We start from the raw sequence: 20,035 nt of genomic DNA, 5'->3' as shown, positions 1-20,035 counted from the left end.
ACCCGAACGGCGCTCCCCGCGTCAACCGAGCCAGCCGCCTCGGAAGCCGGCGCGGGTGAGTCCGAGGCGGATCGGTTCGGCCTCGCGCATGCGGCTCCAGACGAAATCGCTGCGATGGTTGGCCGCCATGGCGAGAATCGGTCCCTGGTCGATGCCGAGATAATCGTCGTCCACCCAGCCGCGGGCCGGATCCACCGACCCCTTGTCCACCTTCACGTCCGTGTAGCGGAAGCTCGGGTTGAACGAGTCGAGGAAGCCGTACTTGCCGTAGAGCCGATCGCCGTGCTCGCGGAGCATGGCCTCGGCGCAGGGCAGGACGATCTCCGGGGCGAAGGGGAGGCAGCCGAGCGCCGCCGTCGGCGCGAGGGTGCCGTCGTCGCGCTCGTCCGGCTGGCCGAGCGGCCCGCGCGCCGCATAGCCGTAGAATTCGCGCGTCTCTCCCTTGAACGGCAGGCGGAAGCCGCCCGGGCCGTCGCAGGCCGTGAGCCCCCAGATGTCGCTCGAATAACCCTCCCAGCGCATCGGATTGGCCGCGCAATAGGCGCGGTTGGCGTAAGCGGCGCGGCGGCTGTTCTCAAAATAATCGATGCCGGCGGCGCGCATCGGCGCATCCTGGATGCCGCGGAAGTCGATCCAGACGTGGCTGTACTGATGGCCGAACATAGGCGCGAACGCGAGGTGGCGGGTTGGGCCCTGGCCACGCCAGAAAGCGTCATAGGGCGCGGTCCAGACATCCCAGCTGTCGGCCGGGAGCGGGTGCTCGGGTGCGCCCAGGCCGAGGACGTAGACGAACATGCCCTCGTTATAGCCATCCCAGTTGCGCGCGATCAGGCCGGTCTCCGGGTGCCAGCCCATGGACACGGCCTTGCGTCCGTCGGCGCGGAAGAAGTTCCAGTCGGCGCGCGCATAGATGGCGTCCGCGAGGCGGCGGATCTCGGCCTCGCGCGGCTCGTCGCGATCGAAATATCGTCCGGCGAACAGAATGCCCATCAGGAGGATCGTCGTGTCGACGCTGGAGAGCTCGACGTTGCGGAAGCGCAGGCCGGTTTCCATGTCGAGGAAGTGATAGAAGAAGCCCTTGTGGCCGGCCCGGCCGCGCGCCTCCGGACCTTGCGGCGCATCGTGGAAGAAGCGCAGCGTGGTGAGCGTCAGGTCGCGCGCATCCTCGCGCGTGCACCAGCCGCGCTCGACGCCGATCGGATAGCAGGTGAGGCCGAAGCCGACCGCGGCGATGCTGCAGAAGGATGGGGTGGGCCAGCGATCGGGAACGAGGCCGTTGCTGCGGTTCACCGTCTCCCAGAAGAAGCGGAACGTCCGCTCCTCGATATCGACGTAAAAAGGCGGAAGGCTGCCGCCGGGTGCCGTATCACCGCCGGGCCGTAGCGAGGTGGCGCAGCCAGGCAGGAGGGCTGCCGCGGCGAGCAGGGATGCGCCGCAGAGCAATTGCCGTCGTTCGATCATGCGGACTCCTAGAGGCCCTAAAAGGGAGGGGCGACGCGTCGGGCGCGCCGCCCCTCAGGGGGAGATGTGAAAACGGTTACATCGACGACACGAAGAAAGCCAGTCCCTTTGCGCGCCGAGCGGTCCGCGGCGCATGAGACGGCGCGGCCGGCGGTGGAGATCGACCGCGCGCTCATGCCCGCGGCACCGCGGAAGACGCGGCTCGCGGCATCGTCGTCGATCGTGCCATCAGCTCCGGCGCCTGGAGCTCGGTGCCGTCCCCGGGGCCCTGGCCGTCGAGCATGTCGACCAGGCGTGCGACCGCGCGCGCGCCGATGTCCGCGATGCGCACGCGCATCGTGGTGAGATCGAGATAGCGGGCGAGGGGAACGTCGTCGAAGCCGGTGACGCCGATGTCCTCGGGAACGCGCTTGCCGCCGGCACGAAGGGCGTGGAGGCAGCCGATGGCCATCATGTCGTTGGCGGCGAACACGGCGTCGATCGGCGCGTCCCCCTCGAGGATCTCCTGCGCCGCGGCGGCGCCACCCTCCTCGGTGAAATCGCCGGCCATGATCCGGGCCGGCAGATCGGGGGCGAGGCGCTGCATCGCGTCGCGGAAGGCGCCGGCCCGCTCCTGTGCATCGACATTGCCGTCTGGGCCGGCGACGTGGACGATGTTTCGATAGCCGCTGTCGAGCAGGTGCCGGACCATCGCGTCGACGCCGGCGCGATTGTCGATCCGGAGCCCGGGGCGCGACGTGACTTCTCCCGGGGCGTTGATGAGCACCGCCGGCAACGCCTGGGGAAGCGCCCGCTCGAGCGATGCCGGAGCTATATGCGGCGCCATGACCAGCAGACCGTCGACTCGCCCGCGCATCGCCCGCAGTGCCATCGCGGATTGCTCGCTGTCGTCGTGCATGTTGGAGAGCAAAAGCAGATAGCCGCGGCGGCTCGCCTCGCGATCCATGCCGCGCACGCATTCGGAAAAGAACTCGCCGTGCAGATCGGGAAGAACCACGCCGATGGCATGGGCGCGCGACAGGCTGAGGCTGCGGGCCGCGGCGTTGGGCACGTAGCCGAGCTCGGTAACGGCGGCCATGATTCGGTCGCGGGTCTCGGAGCGAACATTCTCCAACCCGTTCAGCGCGCGCGAGACCGAGGCGACCGACACGCTGGCGCGCCGTGCGACATCCCGGATCGTCGGCTCGCCCATTTTGCCCCTGCTTCCTGCCCCTTGCATGTTTCCTGCATTTCAGACCCACCGGGTGATTGCAATGCTCCTCGGCCGAAGGCTATGTAACCGGTTACGTCGCTTCGTCGTCGGGAAAGTTCATCGACCCGGCGCGCGCCAGCGCGCAGTGGACGGTGAGGCCGCAGGGCAGTTCTAGAAGGGGTAATGTGATGATCGATACCAAGATTTCGCGACGCGCGGCGCTGCTTGGGGCAGGTGCGGTCGCGGCTTGGGTCTCGAGCCCGGCACGGGCGCTGCTCAATGCGGCGGCCACCCTGCCGGTGCCGGCGCTGGTGGACGGGCTCGTCGGCCGAATGACGGTGGAGGAGAAAGCCGGCCAGCTGACCCTGCTGCCCAGTGCCTGGGGCGGCGGCATCGCCACGCAGCTCAACCCCCCGACGCAAGGGTCCAACTGGGAGGAGCAGCTCGACGAGGTTCGCCGGATGCAGCTCACCGGCGTGTTCAACGGCAACGGTGCCGAGATGGCGCGGCGGATGCAGACGGTGGCGATGACCGAATCGCGGCTGAAGATCCCGCTGATCTTCGCCGCCGACATCATCCACGGCCACCGCACCATTTTCCCGGTCGGCGTTGGCGAGGCGGCGAGCTTCGATCTCGACCTCATGGAGCGGACCGCGCGCATGGCCTCCTACGAGGCCGCGGCCTCGGGCGTCGACTGGACCTTCGCGCCGATGGTCGACATTGCCCGCGACCAGCGCTGGGGGCGGACGATGGAGGGCGCCGGCGAGGACGTGCTGCTGGGCGAGCTGATCGCCGCCGCGCGCGTCAAGGGCTTCCAGGGCAAGGACCTCAAGGCGAACGACGCGATGATGGCCTGCGTCAAGCATTTCGCCGCTTACGGCGCCGCCGAGGCGGGGCTCGACTACAACACGGTCGACATGTCCGAGCGGACGCTGCGCGAGGTCTATCTGCCCCCGTACAAGGCCGGCTTCGATGCCGGCGCGCTCTCCGGCATGGCCTCGTTCAACGAGATTTCGGGAATCCCGGCCACCGGCAATCCGTGGCTGTTGCAGCAGATCCTGCGCAAGGAATGGGGCTTCGACGGCTTCATCGTCTCCGATTACACCGGCGACGAGGAGATGATCGCGCACGGCTTCGCCAAGGATGCGCGCGAGGCGACCAAGCTCGCCTTCCTCGCCGGCGTGGATATGAGCATGACCAGCGGCTTCTACCGCAAGCACCTGCCCGACCTGGTCAATAGCGGCGAGGTGCCGATGGCGCGGCTCGACGCTTCGGTACGCAAGGTGCTCGCGGTCAAGGCCGCGCTCGGCCTGTTCGAGGATCCGTTCCGCCGGATCGACGCCAAGCGCGAGAAGGCGCGCGCCCGCACCAAGCCGGCAACCGCGCTCTCGCGTGAGGCCGGACGCAAGTCGATCGTCCTCCTCAAGAACGAGGGCGACCTGCTGCCGCTGCCGAAGAGCGGCAAGAAGATCGCGATCATCGGCCCGTTCGCCGCCGGTCAGCACGATCTCGTCGGACCGTGGGTGATCTACGGCAGCGACAAGGAAGCCGTCGATCTGGCGACCGGCGTGCGCAACGCGGTCGGCAACGGCCACCAGATCACGATCGTCGAGGGGTCGGGCGTCGAGCAGGCGCTGCCCGGCGGCATCGAGGCGGCGGTGGCCGCGGCCCGCGACGCGGACGTGGTGCTGCTCGCGATCGGCGAGAGCCAGGGCATGTCCGGCGAGGCGCAGTCGCGCGCCGAGATCGTCGTGCCGGCGCCGCAGCAGGCGCTGGCGGAAGCCGTCGCCAAGGTCGGCAAGCCGACTGTCGTGGTGCTCAAGAACGGCCGGGCGCTCGCGCTGCAGGGCGCGGTGGCCGATGCGCAGGCGATCCTGGTCACCTGGTTCCTCGGCACCGAGAGCGGCAACGCGATCGCCGACATCCTGTTCGGCGCGCACGGCCCGTCGGGGCGCCTGCCGTGCACCTTCCCGCGCTCGCCGGGCCAGCAGCCCTTTTATTATGCGCACAAGCCGACCGGTCGTCCCGATCCGGACAACAAGCTGGCCGAATACAAGGCGCACTATCGCGGCATTCCGCACACCGCGCTCTATCCGTTTGGTCACGGTCTCACGTACGGCAAGATCGAATATTCCGATCTCTCGGTGCCTGCGACCATGGGGTGGAACGGCGACCTGATCGTCACCGCGCGCGTCTCCAACCGCGGCAGCCGCGCGGCCGAGGAGCTGGTCCAGCTCTACATCCGCGATCGCGCAGCGAGCGTCACCCGTCCGGTCCGCGAGATGAAGGCCTTCCGCAAGGTCGCGCTCGCCCCCGGGGCTTCGGAAACCGTCCGCTTCCGCCTCACCCGCGAGCAGCTGCAATTCTACGGCGTCGAGAACAAGCCGACGGTGGAGCCGGGGCAGTTCGACGTCTGGGTCGCTCCTTCGGCCGAGGCCGAGGGCGTCCATACGACCTTCGAGCTGACCGCCGCCTGATCCGGGCGGGGCGGCGAGCCCGGCCTCGCCGCTGCGGTGACTGGAAGAGGGCTGGGAGCCGCTGCTCTCAGCCCTTTTTCGACTCCTCTTCCAGGCGCCCGACGATACGCGCGTGAGCGCCCTTGCCGAGCGGGTTGAGCAGCATCAGCAGGCAGGAGAGGGCGAGGAAGCCGAGCGGCACGGCAATGATCGTCCACCGCATCAGGCTCAGCGTTACCGCGCTCTGCGCCACGTTGGCGACGTATCCCGCGGACTTGAAGCCGAACCCGAGCAGCACGGTGGCGATTCCGATCGCGACGCGCTGGAGCAGGGCCGCCATGCCGAAGACGGTGCCCTCCACGCGAAGCCCGGTCGCCTGCTCGCCATATTCGATCGTGTTCGGGAGCATCGCCCAGAAGGAGAAATGCAGGCCGATGATCACCGCCTGCATGGCGACGAGGAACAGCTGCATGGCCCGCGGATCGCCGATCTCGACCGCCGCGAACAAGGCAAGGCCGGCCATGCAGGCGCCGGTGGCGACGAACCAGACGTTGCGCGTGCCGAGCGGACGCTGGACGACCATCCAGAAGGGCACCGCGATCGCGCTGACCAGCCCCATCCAGGCGAGCGCCGATTGGCCGGCGGCGTCATCCCCGAGGAAGTATTTGAAATAATAGAGAACCGATTTGTTGAGCACGCTGACGGCGACGATCATCGCCATCATCGCCAGGTTCAGCGTCACGAAGGCGCGATTGGCGGCGAGGCTCGCCAGGGCGGCACGGATCGATTGCGGCTCGCTCGCCGCCGGCGGGGTCTCGTCGCGATAGGTCGCGCCGACCAGCATCAGGATCACCGTCGCGGCGCAGGCCACCACGATGGCGGCGCCGAAATAGGCGTCGGTCGGCCGCGCCGTTCCTGCGAGCCAGGCGCCGACCGGCACCGTCAGGCTGGCGACGGTGACCCAGGCAAGGGTGCCGAACAGCATCCGCGCGCCGGCGACGAACGCGCGGTCCCGGCTGTCGACGCTGATCCGCGCGGTCATGGCGAGATAGGGGACGTTGAGCGCCGCGTAAGCGGTGCGAAACAGGAAATGCCCGGCGGCGAGCAGGACGACCCCCCAGAAACCGGGCGCGACGGGCGGGACGTAGGTGAGGATACATGCGAGCCCGAGGGGAATGCTGCCGACGATCAGCACGCGGCCATAGCCGCCTCTCGGTCGGCGGCGATCGGCGATCATCCCCGCGACGAAATTGGCGATGCCGTCCCAGACCGAGGCGGCGGCGTAGATCGCCGCGGCGGTGGCGATCGGCAAGGCGAGCGCGTCCGAATAATAAAAGAGCAGGAAGAGCATGATGCTCTGCCAGTAGAGATTGAAGGCGAAGTCGCCGGCCGCGAACAGGAGCAGCCGGAGCTTGCCGGGAGACGGGGGAGACAGCACGGGCTCCGCCTAGAGCGTGATCGTCCGAGGGGAAAGCGCTTCGCGCGCGCCGGCGAGCGGGTGCGTCGTTTCAGGGCCTTGGCGCTGCGAAGAGTCCGGGAGGGACGAGCCTCCCGGCTTCGGTCATCGGTCGACGATCGCCGTCAGCCGGTGGAGAAACGGACGATTGTCGACGAGGCCGCGCTGCACGTCAGAGAAGATGCCGCCGCAGAGCGTCGGCAGGAGGAGCTCGACGCGGGCGAGGTCCTCGAGCTTGCGGATGTCGATGTTGATGCGGAGCTTGCCGTCATATTCGAAGCCGATGTCGGCGTCGGCCGGGCTGACGGCCGCTACCGCCTGCGTGATCCGATCGAGCTCGTTCGAGACGATGGCGGACTTTCCCGACCCCGCGATCGGCTCGACGTTCGAATTCGCGACTGGCTCGGCTCCCGCCATGTGATGTCCTCCCGGCAAATTGAGGCGGCAGGTTTCCCGCTTCCCGCGCGAAAGGCAATCCCGTTCGGGCCGGTGCAGGCGCGGAGGGGACTGGCCAGGTGGCGCTATGGTCTGCAAGGTGGCGCCGCGGTTCCAGGTCCCGACGCGCGGAGGCAGATGACGCCAGGCGCGCTCACTGCCGGGGCGTCGCATCGGCCTGGAGCATCCCCGCCAAGTCAGGAGGCTCGCGAGCTTCCCGATCATTCGAACGATGCTTGCATGCTCGTGCGCGGCGATCGCCACGATCGAATGCTGGCGCCCTCGCGATACGCCTCATCCCAAAAGGTGGAAAGCATCTCCACAATATGGCATAACCGTCTCAACGAGCCGTCTGCCGAGAGAAAGAGAGCGAGTCGCCGAAGCTCGCCGGACACGACCAGGCCGAGTCGCCCCCGACCGGCAAGCGATAGGGGAGAGAGCCGTGACAGCAGCTGAGAACCGGTTTGTCCGTACGCGCCGCGGCGCATCGCTCCTGGCGCTCACCATCGCGCTTGCGACCGGATCCCCGCTCGCCGCCCAGACCGAGGCGGATCAGGAGACCTCGGCGCAGAGCGAGGACACGGTGCCGCCGAACCCGGTCGAGGACGAGAACATCGTCGTCACCGGCTTTCGGGCCTCGCTCAACAATGCGTTGAACCAGAAGCGGAACGAGACGGCGGCGATCGACAGCATCGTCGCCGAGGATATCGGAAAGTTCCCCGACTCGAACCTCGCCGAGTCGATGCAGCGAATACCCGGGAGTGGCGCTGGCCCGCGGCGACGGCGGCGAGGGACGCAACATCTCGGTGCGTGGCCTCGGCGCGGCATTCACCCGCGTCCGCATCAACGGCATGGAAGGCACGGCCCAGACCGGCGGTTCCGACATCTTCGGCGCCGGCAACAACGGGCGCAGCTTCGACTTCAACGTCTTCCCGACGGAAATCTTCTCGGCCTTGTCCGTCCGCAAGACTCCTTCCGCCGACGTCGAGGAGGGCTCGCTCGGCGCCACCGTCGATCTGACGGCGCCGAAGCCCCTCGACAGTCGCGAGGGCTTCGTCGTGACGGCCACCGCGCGCGCCATCTGGAACGAGGTCTCGAAGAAGGTCGATCCGCGTGCGTCGCTGCTCGTCTCCAAGCAATTCGACGACGGCCGCTGGGGCGTGCTCGGATCACTCGCCTATCAGCGCCGCAACATCCGCGAGGTCGGCTATTCGGCCGTCGACCTGCTCTCTTCCAACACCAACGGCGGCTTCTGCTCGCCGGTCGGCTACACGCCGGTCAATCCGGCGATCGGCAGCCGCGGCAGCACCGCCGCCAATTGCAGCACCGGCAATCCGCGGACCAGCACCGTCGCGGCCTATGAGGCGATCCTCGCGCTGCGCCGGGACGACCTGCCGAACACGCCGGGCAGCGGCGCCTTCTTCCCGCGCATTCCGCGCTACGTGAACTCGGAGCAGGACCAGGAGCGGATCGGCGGCACCTTCACCGGCCAGTTCCAGCCGGACGACGACACCGACATCTCGCTCGACCTCCTCTACTCGCGCTTCGAGGTGGAGCGTCGCGACAATTATATCGCCGGCCTCTCCTTCGCGCGCTCGATCTCGAACAACGGCCAGCCGATGGTCTCCGTCCGCGACATCGAGTTCGACGAGAACGGCTCGCTGATCTACGGCCTGTTCGACGGCGTAGACGTGCGCTCGGAAGGACTGGTCGATCAGTTCGTCTCGACGTTCAAGCAGGCCAATCTGAACTTCAAGCGGCGGCTGACCGACACGCTGGAGCTCAGCGCGCTCGTCGGTCTCAACCGTTCGATCTGGGCGGGCAAGAAGCGGCTCCAAACCTTCATGGACGTGATCGATGCGGACAATTTCACGATCGATTTCCGCGACGGCGGCAGCACCCCGACGATCGGCTTCGGCTTCGACGTCTCCAATCCGGGCGCCTTCACCTACGCGCCCGGCCTTGCCGACGGCACGGTGCTCGGCGGCTTCAGCTTCCAGGGACGGCCGCAGAAGAACGTCACCGAGAATCTGACCGGCGAGGCGAACCTCGCCTGGACGTTCGGCGAGGGCCTGGTGCTGAAGGGCGGCGCGCAGTTCCGGTCGAGCGACTTCCTGCTCAGCTCGCTGCGGCCCTACAATGCCGATCTCGTCGTCCGGGCGCTGCCCGCCGGCACCTCGCTGGCCGACATCACCCGCCAGATCAGCGGCGTCGACGAGCTCTGGGGGCGCGGCGCGCCGGCGAGCTGGGCGGCAATCGATCCCGACCGCTGGGCCGACGTCTTCGGCTTCGACGACGTGCGCTTCTGCGGCGCGGAATGCGGCGGCGTCCGCACCCGTGTGAAGGAGGACATCAAGAGCGCCTATCTGATGGCGCAATTCGATCTCGGCGACCGCATCGGCCTCGGCCTGCGCGGCGACATTGGCGTCCGCTACGTGCGGACCGATCTCAATGCGTCCGGCTATATCTCGGTCGCGCCGCCGGCGGGCGTCGTCTCGCCGACCGGCCTCGTCGGCCAGTTCGCCCAGGCGACCAACAGCTATGACGACTGGCTGCCCTCCGCCAATCTCGTGATCGAGCCGACGCGCGACGTGCTCGTACGCCTTTCGGGCGCCAAGGTGATGGCGCGTCCCGAGCTCGGCGTGCTCGCGCCGACCAGCGGCGTCAATCCGATCACGCGCGTCGGCAACGTCAACAATCCGTTTCTCGCGCCGATCCGGGCCAACACCTTCGATGCCGCCGTGGAATGGTATTTCATCCGCGGAGGCCTGCTCTCGGCCGCCTTCTTCTACAAGGACATCAAGAGCTTCATCCAGAATGTGAACAGCCAGCAGCCGTTCAACGAGCTCGGCCTTCCCGACGCGCTGCTGTTCGGCTCCAACACCGCGCCGACCGAGCTGTTCACCATTTCGCGGCCGTTCAACACGCCGGGCGGGCCGCTCAAGGGCTTCGAGCTGAACGCCCAGGTGCCGTTCACCTTCCTGCCCGGGATGCTGGGCAATTTCGGGATCCTCGCGAACTACACGCGCGTCACCTCGAAGATCGACTACGTGCTCGCCAGCCTGAACGGCGTGCCGACGGTGACGACGACGGCGGACCTCGTCGGCCTTTCCAAGAACACGGCGTCGGCGACGGTCTATTACGAGGACGATCGCTTCAGCATCCGCACGACGGCGAATTACCGCGACCGGTTCATCCGGGGCATTCCCGCCTCGCCGGGCAGCGACCTGCAAGGCAATTCGCCGACGCTCTATGTCGACGCGTCCGCCTCGTTCAACGTCACCGACAACATCAAGCTGATCCTCGAGGCGCAGAACCTGACCGACGAGCAGAACCGGCTCTACATCGACAGCGTCCGCGACGACACTCTGTTCGAGACGAGGGTCGGGCGCACGGTGATGCTCGGCATCAACGTGCGGATGTGAGGGGGCTTCGCCGCCGCGACGCCCTTGGCCTGCTCGCCGTGCCGATGCTGCCGGGCGCGGCGCGGGCGGCTGCAGGGCGGGGGAACGGCGCGCGCCCCGGCCCCTACATGCTCGGCGCCGACGTCTCGTGGATCCCCGAGGACGAGGCGGCCGGCGCGCGATATTTCGAAGGGCAGGTGAGGAAGGATCCGATCATTCTGCTGCGCAATGCCGGGTTCAACTGGATCCGGCTGCGCATGTTCGTCGATCCGGCCCGCGGCTATTCGGCCGCCGCGCCGGACAAGGCATGGGGCGGCCTGCTCCAGACGATCGCGCTCGGCCGGCGGGTAAAGGCAGCCGGGATGGGGCTGGCGCTGAGCTTCCATTATTCCGACACCTGGGCAGATCCCGAGCATCAGCAGGTTCCCGCCGGCTGGCGCGGCCTCGGGCTCAAGGGCCTCGCGCAGGCGGTGGAGGCGCATACGCGCGACAGCCTGCGCGCGATGCGGGGCGGCGGCGCGCCGGTCGACATGGCGGTGATCGGCAACGAGATCACGTTCGGGATGCTGTGGCCTTATGGTCGGGTTCGGCTGTCGACGCCCACCGGCAACCCGGTGACCGACGCCAACCAGCGCGACGCGGGGCCGGTCGGCGGCTTCGACGCGCTGGCGCAGCTGCTGAGAGCCGGGATTGCCGGGGCCCGTGCCGCCGAGCCGAGCATCACGATCCAGCTCCACAACCATCTTGGCCGCCACTGGGACATCGTTCGGGAGTGGACGGACGCCCTGATCGCCCGCGATGTGGAATTCGATGTGCTGGGCCTGTCCTGCTACCAGCAGCGCGCCCAGGGCGATTGGGAGCGCAGCTTCGCCCAATTCGTCCGCCGCTATCCGGACAAGGGGCTGCTCGTCGCCGAATATTCCTCGCGCAAGCGCTATCTGAACGATCTGGTGCACGCGCTTCCGGGGAAGCGCGGCTGGGGGACTTTCATCTGGGAGCCGATGCGGCACCAGGAGGCGGTGTTCGACCTCGGCGGACGAAATGCCGGCGGCGGGCCGAAGCCGGACTTGCTGTCGCAGGGCGTGAACGCCGCCGAGGCGCCCGGCGGCCTGCGTGCGGCCGCGCCCTCTCCGCCTTCGCCGCCGCCCGTCGCTCGGCTCGGCCGCGGCGGCGACTATGTGACCAATGCGCATCTCGACGAATATCGCCGCATGGCCGCTGATTACGGGCTCCGCGCGCCGGACGGCGCCGAGCCGCGATGAAAGCCCGTGACGGCGCCGCGTGGACCGGGGAAGGGGAGATGAGGATGCTGTCGAAACTGGCCTGGGCGATTGCGGCCGTACTCCTCCTCGTCGCGCCCGCCGGCGCCCAGCCCGCCGGATCGCAATCGTTCGATGCCGACTGGCGCTTCTCGCGCGGCGACGCCGCGGGCGCCGAGCGGCCCGGCTTTGCCGATGGCGCATGGCAGCGCGTGGACGTGCCGCACGACTGGGCGATCGCCGGACCGTTCGACCGGAATGCGCCGGCGACCGGATCGGGCGGATTCCTGCCCAGCGGCGTCGCCTGGTACCGCAAGCATTTCACGCTTCCGGCGGACAGTGTCGGGAAACGGGTCTTCGTCGAGCTCGACGGCGTCATGGAGCGGGCGGGAGTGTGGATCAACGGTCATCATATCGGTCATCGTCCGAACGGCTATGCGAGCGTCCGCTACGAGCTGACCCCGCACCTCGCGGCCGCCGGAGCCGAGAACCTGCTCGCGGTGCGCGCCGACACCAGCGCGCAGCCGGCGTCCCGCTGGTACGCCGGCGGCGGCATCTACCGCCACGTGCGCCTGATCACGCTGGGCGACGTGCACGCCGAGACCTGGTCGACCGCCGTTCGTGTCGTGCGGCTCGACATGGCGTCCGCCGACCTCAGGCTGGACAGCGCGGTGCGCAACGGCGGAGCCGGCCCGGTGGCTGCGCGGATGGAGGTCGCCGTGATCGGCCCGGACGGGCGGACGGTGACGACGCTGCGCGGCGCCGAGGTGACGCTCGCGCCGGGCCGGGCGACGCCGATCTCGGCGAGCGGGCGCATCGGGGATCCGCGCCGCTGGGACCTGAACGATCCCGCGATGTATGCGGCGCAGGTGAAGATCGTCGCGGCGGACGGTTCGGCGCTCTACGAGGAGCGCGTGCCGTTCGGGATCCGCGAAGCCCGGTTCGAAGCGGCGAGCGGGTTCTGGCTCAACGGCCGCAACATCAAGCTCAAGGGCGTGGCGATCCACGCCGACGGCGGGCCGTTCGAGATGGCCGTGCCGCTCGCCTTTTACGAGCGCAGGCTGCGCGGGCTGAAGGCGCTCGGCGTCAACGCCGTGCGCACCGCCCATCATCCGTTCTCGCCCGAGTTCCTCGACCTTTGCGACCGACTCGGCCTCGTGGTCATGAACGAGGCCTTCGACATGTGGACGGTGGCCAAGAACCCGAAGGACTATCACCTGTTCTTCACCGACTGGTCGTCGACCGATGCCCGTGATTTCGTGCGGCGCGACCGCAACCATCCGAGCGTCGTGATCTGGTCGATCGGCAACGAGATCCACGACACGCCTTATCCCCTGGTCGCGCAGTCGATCATCAAGCGGCTGATAGCGATCTTCCACGAAGAGGATCCGACCCGGCCGGTGACGATGGCGCTGTTCCGGCCGAACACGACCGGCGATTACGAGAACGGCACCGCCGACCTGCTCGACGTGGTCGGCCAGAATTATCGCGAGAACGAGCTGGCCAAGGCCCATGCCGACAAGCCCAGCCGCAGGATCGTCGGAACCGAGAACAGCAAGAACCGCGGCAGCTGGCTCGTCGTTCGGGACGACCCGGCCTATGCCGGCATGTTCCTGTGGACCGGCGCCGACTATCTCGGCGAGGCCGACCGCGCCGGCTGGCCCGCGATCAGCAACCCTTCCGGGCTCGTCGACCGGATCGACGGGGTGAAGCCGATCGGATGGGAGCGGGCGAGCTGGTGGTCGGAGCAGCCGGTGGTCAAGCTCGCCCGCCGCGTCACCGAAGTGATCGACACCAGCGAGCTGCCGACCATGGTCGGAGTCGCCATGCCGCAGCCGCGGGGGCCGGGCGCGCTCGCCGACTGGACTCCCGACGACCTGGCCCGCCATCCGGAGAAGGTGGAGGTCTATTCCAATGCCGACGAGGTCGAGCTCTTCCTGAACGGTCGCTCGCTCGGCCGCAAGCCGCGCAATCGAGACGACAGCGCGATCGCCTGGACGGTCGATTTCGCACCGGGCGAGCTGCGTGCGATCGGCTACCGCGGTGGGCGCCGGATCGCCGAGGATCGGCTGCGCACCGCGGGCCCGCCGGTGGCGGTGCGGTTGGTGCGCGAAGCCGCGACGGTGGGTGCCGGGTTCGAGGACGTGGCCGCGGTGCGCGTCGAGATCGTCGATTCGAAGGGCGTGCTGGTGCCGACGGCGGCCCACGACGTCGCGCTCACCGTGGAAGGGGCGGGGACGCTGGCAGCCTATGACAACGGCAGCGTCACCGACCACACGATGTTCACCGCGCCGGTGCGCGCGGTCTCCGGCGGCAAGGCGGTGGCATTCGTGCGCGGCACGCGCGGCGGCGGCCGCATAGTCGTCACGGCGCGTGCAGAGGGCCTGAAGCCGGGCAAGGTCGTGCTGCGCGCGACGCCTCGCTAGGGCTCACACGCATTGGCCCGGCCGGCGGTGTGTCTATGGAGGGGGAGGTGGTGGACGCACTAGGGCTCGAACCTAGGACCCGCTGATTAAGAGCCCGTGTGGCAACGCCCGACAACGACGCTCGCTCGCGCATTTTTCTATCTGTTCAGCGACTTCAATCGTCCGCGTTGGTTCCCGATGATGCGCGATGCACGCTATCGCACCACGATACCCCGCGTCCACACAAGGGGCGGGTAAGGGGCGCCGCTTGAACTCGCCGCTCCGATGTTGGAGGGTCGCGTTGCTTCAGGGGGTGACAATGGCGAAACCGATCAAGCCGCGAGGACCCAAAAAACCGCGCAAGTCCAAATCTACTGCACCGGCTCGTGCCAAGGTCGCGGCTCCGGCGCGGAAAAAGTCGGTGTCTGCTCGGAAGCCTTCCGCTCCTCGACCGGCTTCCGCCAGTACGGCCGCGACCTGGCCAGCGGGGGCGAAGTGGCTGCAATTCCTCGCGGACCACCCCGCGGCGCATATCGCTCTCGTCGCACACAGCGGAGCAGCCCTTCCAGCAGGTGCTGGGTTCGCGAACCTCATCCGAGGAGCCGTGCGCCTCAAAATGAGGTCCGCTTGGGAAACCGGTGCCGGCAAAGACGCAAACGGGAAAAAGTACGTGCTGATCGCATTTGCCGATCCAAGCGACTTCAACACGGCACAAGGGATGTTCAAGGGGAAGTCCGCCGCCCCGATCCTGGGCGGCGCTCCTGCATCTTTCACAGCCTTCTATCCATAGGCTGACCATCTCTTTCGCATCAGTCGCCGCAGTCGAGGCGCCTCCGTGCACCAAGCAAGATTGTTGCTCGCAAAGCGTCAGGGAGCGAGGGGAGGAATTGCGAGCAGTGGGCGCATCAGCGCGCGGCCGGAGGATGCTTCTCGCCAAGGGAAAGGCGTTCAATCCTCGTAGCGGTAACGGATGCGGACCTTTGGGATATCAGCGAGCACGCGCTTCTCGCGCTCAGGCCCGCCGAGCGCCTCCCACATGCGCCGCCTGCGGCGGGCGGACGTCAGCGAGAGGCCCATCAAATGGGCCACCGCCATGGGCGACTTGCCAATGTCGAAGAGCTGATAGCACGTCTCGACGCCCCGCGGGGTAAGGCGGCCGCGGTCGTAACGGTTTTCCGGCCACTCAGGATCGAACACGCCGGTGAGGCCGGTCCCTTCCAGGGAGAGTTCTGCGTTCACGCGCGCCACATCCTCGCGGCGCTTGCGGATGAGCTTGCGAATGCGGCGATCCAGCGACTTGATGTCAGCGCTCAGGGCGCGTTCCGTCGCCTCAAATAAGATCGAGCGGACGTCCATCTCGCGGACATAATGCTTTGCGCTCATCCGCTCCGAAAGGAGGCGGCGCGCAGCTCGCAGCTGGTCCAAAGCCTCGTAGTCGTGACTTTGACGGTTGGGAAGATACGCGACCCAGTCCCGTACAAAGCGGTCCGTGGAAAGGTCCGCCGTCACCTGATCCAGGTGATGCGCGATGCTGTTCCGGCGCTGGATCAGCTTCACCATGTGCTGCCGCTCGGCCGCAAGCAGCACACCGTCGCGCACGAGGTGATCGAACGCTCGCTTCAGCTTCTTGTCTCCCTTCACCTCCTCCTCCGAGTCCAGCGGATCATCGTCGTCGGAAAGTGCCCGCCGCCACCTCTTCTGCGCGGCGACACCGCCGATAACGTCGCGCTTCAGCTCCTCGGCATGGTAGATGATGAGGATCATCTGCAGGGCACGATGCCGGACGAGACATCGCTCAAGCTCAGGCAACCGGCCGCGCATGGGATCGGTGTAGTGGCGCTTGCGGCGCTCAAGCTCCTCGTCCATCGACCGTGTCTTGCCTGTCATTCGCGCGGTGCTCTCGTGCATTGCCGGGGAGGCATCGCGTCAGTTCCGGATACAGGGAGAATCGATGATCTGCCAACGAGAGGTAGGGGAGGCCGAGATTAAGCGACAGCAGCAAGGGTCAGGGCTTCCCGGAGAATGCCGTAAGTCCTCTGGAACACCGCTCCGCCGCCACGTCCTCAGCGGTGCGGCCGGCGTCCGGGTAGCTGTGTAGAGTGGGGTAGGAGCCGATATCTCGGAAGTACGCCACGCCTCGTTCTCTGCACTCGCGCACTGGATCAAGCACTGGCTCCTCAGAGCTGGAGACCTCATGTGCGCTATTGACTGGAAGACCCTCCGCTTCCCGAGCCCATTTCTCCCCGAGTGCCTTCGCCCTCGCGGTAGCCCGTCGGATTTCGTCAATGCGCTCCCGCTCTTCCGCCAGGCGCTGCTCGTGCGCTTCATCCGCTTGCGCCTTCTCCATCTGCCCTTCCGGGGTCCGATGCCATGCCTCTTGTGACGAGGCGAACGCCATCAGAGCTGCCAATGGGCTGCCGAGTAACAGGGCTGCCAACAGCCACTTGCGCCCTTTCCCTAGGCGAGAAGACAGAGTCGCTCGCCACGGAGGATACAGCACCAGCACCGCGGCCGCAAAAAGGGAGATCGGTGTAAGGAGGTGCCAAAGTTCAACGGCGGGCACGGTACGCCAACTCAGAAGGCGGAGGGACAGCAGGAAGCCAGCAACCCAAACGGCGAAGACAACCCACCAGAAGACGCTCCACACGAAGCGCTCCAGTCGTTCACGCACACCCACGACAGCAGTCTCCCCCTTAGCCGCAATCCTTCTTCCATGGCGGCGAGCCCTCCGCAACGACGTAGACGCGGTCTGGAGCCGTACGCCACGCGGGCCTTCCCGAACCGACCTACAGGTCCAATCTGACCGCAGTTGGAGCCGATAACGAATCGGCCGAATCGCTCGCCCGAGTTGGCATGGGAACGGAGGACCCGACACTTCGAATCCGCGAGGCGGGCTCGCCTGATAGACGCTCTCGACGCCGATGATCCCGACTTGTTCACGGCGCTAGAAGGCCGCTAGGACCGCCGGAGAGCGCGGCCCGGATCGATAGCCGCTGCGCGACCGCTCCGAGCGCGAGAAGGGGCTTCAAAGCCGCTTTTGAACGGGTCCGCCCCAGCCCTTCTCAAGAAACGCAGTAAAAACAGCTACCTGCCAACAACATGCAAGAAGGGATAAAAGCATCACTTGCGGACAGGTCGCCGCGAGTTGATCTGCCAATGAATTTACTACGGGCAATGCCGGCGGCCCATCTGAGGCGCGAGCGCCGCCCGCAAACCACTTTTCGCGTCTCGCTGCGAAACTGGTGTAGGTCGGGAGCATGGATAAGAACGACGATCAGTCGCCCGCAGGGCGCGCGGTGTCGTGGAAGCGATCTATCGCAAGTGGACTGGCCAAACCCATTCCGAACCCTCAGGTTGATCCTACCATCCGGTACGTGTTGCTGATCCCTGAAGACGAGCCCAGCGAGGCGAGTCCGATGCAGGGCTTCTCGCAGGGTATGGTTGAAACTGCTCACGTCCTACGGCTGCTTGTCGAGCTCCCAGCAGACGTTTTGGAGCCGGCGCTACCTCGCTCAGCGCAAGTAGGCCGACGGGTAAACGGAACGGCTGCTTGGAGTTGGACGCCGCTCGCAGTGAGGGTGCTCGGCGAACTCTCCGTGAGCGCCGAGTCACCGTTCATGGTCATTCTCACTCAAGACCCGCAGGTCGCTAAGAAGGCGGATCGGTGGATTGCAAGTCAGCGTTACCACCCGCTTCACGTAAGCGCGTCCGAGGCGAGCGGTCGTATTTTGATGAGTAAGCTAACGCCAAGTCACCTGCTGGACCACTTCCGAGCCGTGTTGGCTCAGGTCGCCAGAGATGAGCCTACCTTGGAACGCCGCCTCGTAACGGAGGCTCTGTCGAAATGGTCACCGCGAGAAATCCAGAATTTTGCCAAACCTGTGCCGGGGCACAACGTGTCGCTGCCGGCGGTCATGGCGCTGCAGGGGGCCGGTTTTCATTTCGCGGATGCCGGCCCGTTTGTAGGAGCAGACCCTGAGGATTACGTCGCTCTGATCCGGATGTTGGCCACCTACGTGTTGGATGAGAGGTCGCGCCACCGTTCAATGGCTGCCTTCCGCACGACCCCACCGCAGCCCGACCTCTACGTGACTGCTCCTTCGCTTTACAGCCACTTCTACGAGGAAGGACTAGGTCCCTCCGGCACCCCGGATGAGCGCGCTGCCCGCGACCTTCTTCGGATCTTGGCGCGGCAGGCCGGATACCAGTTACACGCAAATGCCCAGATTTGGTCTCGGATCATGAAGAGTCCACTAGCTCGGGGTATCATGGAGGTTAGGTCCGCGGAGATCGCCATCCAAGTAGCGGCAGCGGGACTCGCCGCGGCTGGCACTATGGCAGCCACCGTCAGGGTCCCGCCCGCTGTGAACCGGGCACAAGGCTCTGTACGGCAGTTCGCAAATCACGTGCGTTCCGAGAAATCGAAGCCCACCGGGAAGCTGATCAAGACGTTTGCGAGGGTGCAAGAACGATTAGCGTCCGCCGTGGGCCCTGAGCTCACGTCTGTGATCGAGAGAGCGACTGCCATTAAACTCGTCACCGACGTTCCTCTCGAATGGCTGCCGATAGGCAACCTCCCGCTCGCTCTTCGCAAGGACGTTGCGCGCATCACCGCCACCCCGGGCAATCTCCAGATCGGTCTCCTCGCGCGCTCCGGGCTGCTCCATCTATCGGTAGAGGCATTCGGTGAAGTTCTGGTCATTGCCGCGATCGATCGCAAGGATCCCATAGCAGAGGTGTTAACCAGGTCGCTCGATGCTTGGGCGGCGATGTACGTTGGACGCATTTCCGTTGACGTGACCCCCGCTTTTTCCTCCAGTTGGAGCTAGAGTCCGGCCCAAGGAAGGGACGGACGAATGAAGCGGAAGCAGTTTTCGGAAGAGCAGATCATCGGCATCCTGAAGGAGGCTGAGGCCGGCGCGGTGGTGACGGAGCTGTGCCGCAAGCACGGCATATCGAGCGCGACATTCTACGCCTGGAAGGCGAAATATGGCGGGCTAGAGGTATCGGAGGCGCGGCGGCTGAAGGCGCTCGAGGACGAGAACTCGAGGCTGAAGCGGCTGCTCGCCGACGCGATGCTCGACAATGCGGGTCTGAAGGACCTGCTCTCAAAAAAGTGGTGAGCGCGGCCGCCCGGCGTGAGGCGGTCGCGCACCTCAGGTCGCAATTCGGCATGAGCGAGCGTCGGGCGTGCGCGGTGGTTGGCGCCGATCGCAAGAGCGTGCGCTATCGCTCGCGTCGCGGCGACGATGCCGAGATCCGGGCGCGACTGCGCGAGGTCGCCGCGGAGCGACGACGGTTCGGCTATCGCCGGCTGCACGTCCTGCTGCGTCGTGACGGCATCACGATCAACCGCAAGAAGACGCAGCGTCTCTATCGCGAGGAAGGACTGACGGTGCGGCGCAGGCGAGGACGAAAGCGCGCCGTCGGCGCGCGGGCGCCGGCGCCGGTGCTGGCGCTTCCCAACCAGCGCTGGAGCCTCGACTTCGTCCACGACCAGCTCGCCACCGGAAGACGCTTCCGGGTGCTCAACATCGTCGACGATGTCACCCGGGAATGCCTGCGGGCGATCGCCGACACATCGATCTCGGGCAGGCGGGTGGTGCGCGAGCTGGCCGACCTGGTCGCCGAGCGCGGTGCGCCCAGGATGATCGTCAGCGACAACGGAACCGAGCTCACCTCGAACGCGGTGCTGAGCTGGTGCGGTGAGGCAAAGATCGACTGGCATTACATCGCGCCCGGCCGGCCGATGCAGAACGGCTACGTCGAGAGCTTCAACGGCCGCATGCGCGATGAGCTTCTGAACGAGACGCTGTTCCTCAGCCTTGCCCAGGCCCGCGAGATCATCGCCACGTGGGTCGACGACTACAACACCGAGCGGCCGCATTCCTCGCTCGGCTACGCCACACCGGCGGCCTTCGCCGCCGGGCTCGAAAAGCAACGGCCTGCACGCGTGCAGGCCGTTGC

Annotated in this window: 13 protein-coding genes; 7 read left to right on the top strand and 6 right to left on the bottom strand. The window is 67.0% G+C overall.

Going from position 1 to position 20,035, the window contains the following annotated elements; all coding sequences use genetic code 11:
- Positions 1-21: 21 nt before the first annotated feature.
- Together E2493_RS13040 and E2493_RS13035 are read right to left on the bottom strand one after the other, a co-directional pair.
- The gene (locus tag E2493_RS13040) at positions 22-1,461 is read right to left on the bottom strand and encodes a glucoamylase family protein (protein ID WP_135087465.1); all 1,440 of its coding nucleotides are present in this window, start codon (positions 1,459-1,461) and stop codon (positions 22-24) included.
- Between the two features lie 172 nt (positions 1,462-1,633).
- Positions 1,634-2,680 (bottom strand): LacI family DNA-binding transcriptional regulator, encoded by a 1,047-nt coding sequence (locus tag E2493_RS13035; RefSeq protein ID WP_225421452.1) that lies wholly within the window; start codon positions 2,678-2,680, stop codon positions 1,634-1,636.
- A gap of 161 nt (positions 2,681-2,841) precedes the next feature.
- On the opposite strand from E2493_RS13035, the gene E2493_RS13030 reads away from it, so the two are divergent.
- Entirely contained in the window at positions 2,842-5,130 is a 2,289-nt protein-coding gene (locus tag E2493_RS13030) for a glycoside hydrolase family 3 N-terminal domain-containing protein (RefSeq protein WP_135087463.1), read from the top strand.
- Positions 5,131-5,197: 67 nt separating this feature from the next.
- Here the strand turns inward: E2493_RS13030 and E2493_RS13025 are convergent, their stop codons facing one another.
- From E2493_RS13025 to E2493_RS21840, 3 genes are all read right to left on the bottom strand, one after another.
- Complete coding sequence (locus E2493_RS13025) at positions 5,198-6,547, bottom strand: MFS transporter (protein WP_135087461.1); 1,350 nt, start codon at positions 6,545-6,547, stop codon at positions 5,198-5,200.
- A gap of 123 nt (positions 6,548-6,670) precedes the next feature.
- Positions 6,671-6,982, bottom strand: coding sequence for a hypothetical protein (locus E2493_RS13020; RefSeq protein WP_135087459.1), 312 nt, complete (start codon positions 6,980-6,982; stop codon positions 6,671-6,673).
- 570 nt (positions 6,983-7,552) lie between these two features.
- Positions 7,553-7,693, bottom strand: a complete 141-nt coding sequence (locus E2493_RS21840) for a hypothetical protein (protein WP_225421451.1) — start codon at positions 7,691-7,693, stop codon at positions 7,553-7,555.
- A 68-nt stretch (positions 7,694-7,761) separates the two neighbouring features.
- Here E2493_RS21840 and E2493_RS13015 point away from each other — a divergent pair, with 68 nt between their 5' ends.
- The 3 genes from E2493_RS13015 to E2493_RS13005 are packed head-to-tail and all read left to right on the top strand — an operon-like array spanning position 7,762 to position 14,089.
- Positions 7,762-10,425, top strand: coding sequence for a TonB-dependent receptor (locus E2493_RS13015; protein ID WP_225421450.1), 2,664 nt, complete (start codon positions 7,762-7,764; stop codon positions 10,423-10,425).
- Positions 10,422-11,666: a glycosyl hydrolase 53 family protein gene (locus E2493_RS13010; RefSeq protein WP_225421449.1), complete on the top strand. Its 1,245-nt coding sequence runs from the start codon at positions 10,422-10,424 to the stop codon at positions 11,664-11,666. Before E2493_RS13015 ends, E2493_RS13010 begins: the two co-directional genes overlap by 4 nt.
- Positions 11,667-11,710: 44 nt before the next feature.
- On the top strand, positions 11,711-14,089 hold the full coding sequence (locus tag E2493_RS13005; RefSeq protein ID WP_135087457.1) for a glycoside hydrolase family 2 TIM barrel-domain containing protein: 2,379 nt from the start codon (positions 11,711-11,713) through the stop codon (positions 14,087-14,089).
- Positions 14,090-15,016: 927 nt separating this feature from the next.
- On the opposite strand, the gene E2493_RS13000 is transcribed toward E2493_RS13005, so the two are convergent.
- On the bottom strand, positions 15,017-15,934 hold the full coding sequence (locus E2493_RS13000; RefSeq protein ID WP_225421448.1) for a hypothetical protein: 918 nt from the start codon (positions 15,932-15,934) through the stop codon (positions 15,017-15,019).
- A gap of 1,391 nt (positions 15,935-17,325) precedes the next feature.
- Here E2493_RS13000 and E2493_RS12995 point away from each other — a divergent pair.
- From E2493_RS12995 to E2493_RS12990, 3 genes are all read left to right on the top strand, one after another.
- The gene (locus tag E2493_RS12995; RefSeq protein ID WP_135087455.1) at positions 17,326-18,897 is read left to right on the top strand and encodes a hypothetical protein; all 1,572 of its coding nucleotides are present in this window, start codon (positions 17,326-17,328) and stop codon (positions 18,895-18,897) included.
- A gap of 27 nt (positions 18,898-18,924) precedes the next feature.
- Positions 18,925-19,191 (top strand): transposase, encoded by a 267-nt coding sequence (locus E2493_RS21835; protein WP_225421447.1) that lies wholly within the window; start codon positions 18,925-18,927, stop codon positions 19,189-19,191.
- On the top strand, positions 19,074-20,035 hold a 962-nt coding region (locus E2493_RS12990), incomplete at its 3' end, for an IS3 family transposase (protein ID WP_225421457.1). The genes E2493_RS21835 and E2493_RS12990, both read left to right, overlap by 118 nt.

It is taken from the genome of Sphingomonas parva (ex Maeng et al. 2020), assembly GCF_004564275.1.
In the GTDB taxonomy this organism is placed as follows: domain Bacteria; phylum Pseudomonadota; class Alphaproteobacteria; order Sphingomonadales; family Sphingomonadaceae; genus Allosphingosinicella; species Allosphingosinicella parva.
Note: the sequence above shows the minus strand (reverse complement) of the source record. Positions and strands in the feature narration are given on the sequence as shown.

What these genes read in the sequence shown, in the direction of transcription:
- E2493_RS13040 (WP_135087465.1), bottom strand. Translation starts at nt 1,461, where the DNA reads ATGATCGAACGACGGCAATTGCTCTGCGGCGCATCCCTGCTCGCCGCG.
- E2493_RS12995 (WP_135087455.1), top strand. Translation starts at nt 17,326, where the DNA reads ATGGATAAGAACGACGATCAGTCGCCCGCAGGGCGCGCGGTGTCGTGG.
- E2493_RS13020 (WP_135087459.1), bottom strand. Translation starts at nt 6,982, where the DNA reads ATGGCGGGAGCCGAGCCAGTCGCGAATTCGAACGTCGAGCCGATCGCG.
- E2493_RS13035 (WP_225421452.1), bottom strand. Translation starts at nt 2,680, where the DNA reads ATGCAAGGGGCAGGAAGCAGGGGCAAAATGGGCGAGCCGACGATCCGG.
- E2493_RS21835 (WP_225421447.1), top strand. Translation starts at nt 18,925, where the DNA reads ATGAAGCGGAAGCAGTTTTCGGAAGAGCAGATCATCGGCATCCTGAAG.
- E2493_RS21840 (WP_225421451.1), bottom strand. Translation starts at nt 7,693, where the DNA reads ATGCTGTCGATCGCCGCCGTCTCGTTCCGCTTCTGGTTCAACGCATTG.
- E2493_RS13030 (WP_135087463.1), top strand. Translation starts at nt 2,842, where the DNA reads ATGATCGATACCAAGATTTCGCGACGCGCGGCGCTGCTTGGGGCAGGT.
- E2493_RS13000 (WP_225421448.1), bottom strand. Translation starts at nt 15,934, where the DNA reads ATGGACGAGGAGCTTGAGCGCCGCAAGCGCCACTACACCGATCCCATG.
- E2493_RS13005 (WP_135087457.1), top strand. Translation starts at nt 11,711, where the DNA reads ATGCTGTCGAAACTGGCCTGGGCGATTGCGGCCGTACTCCTCCTCGTC.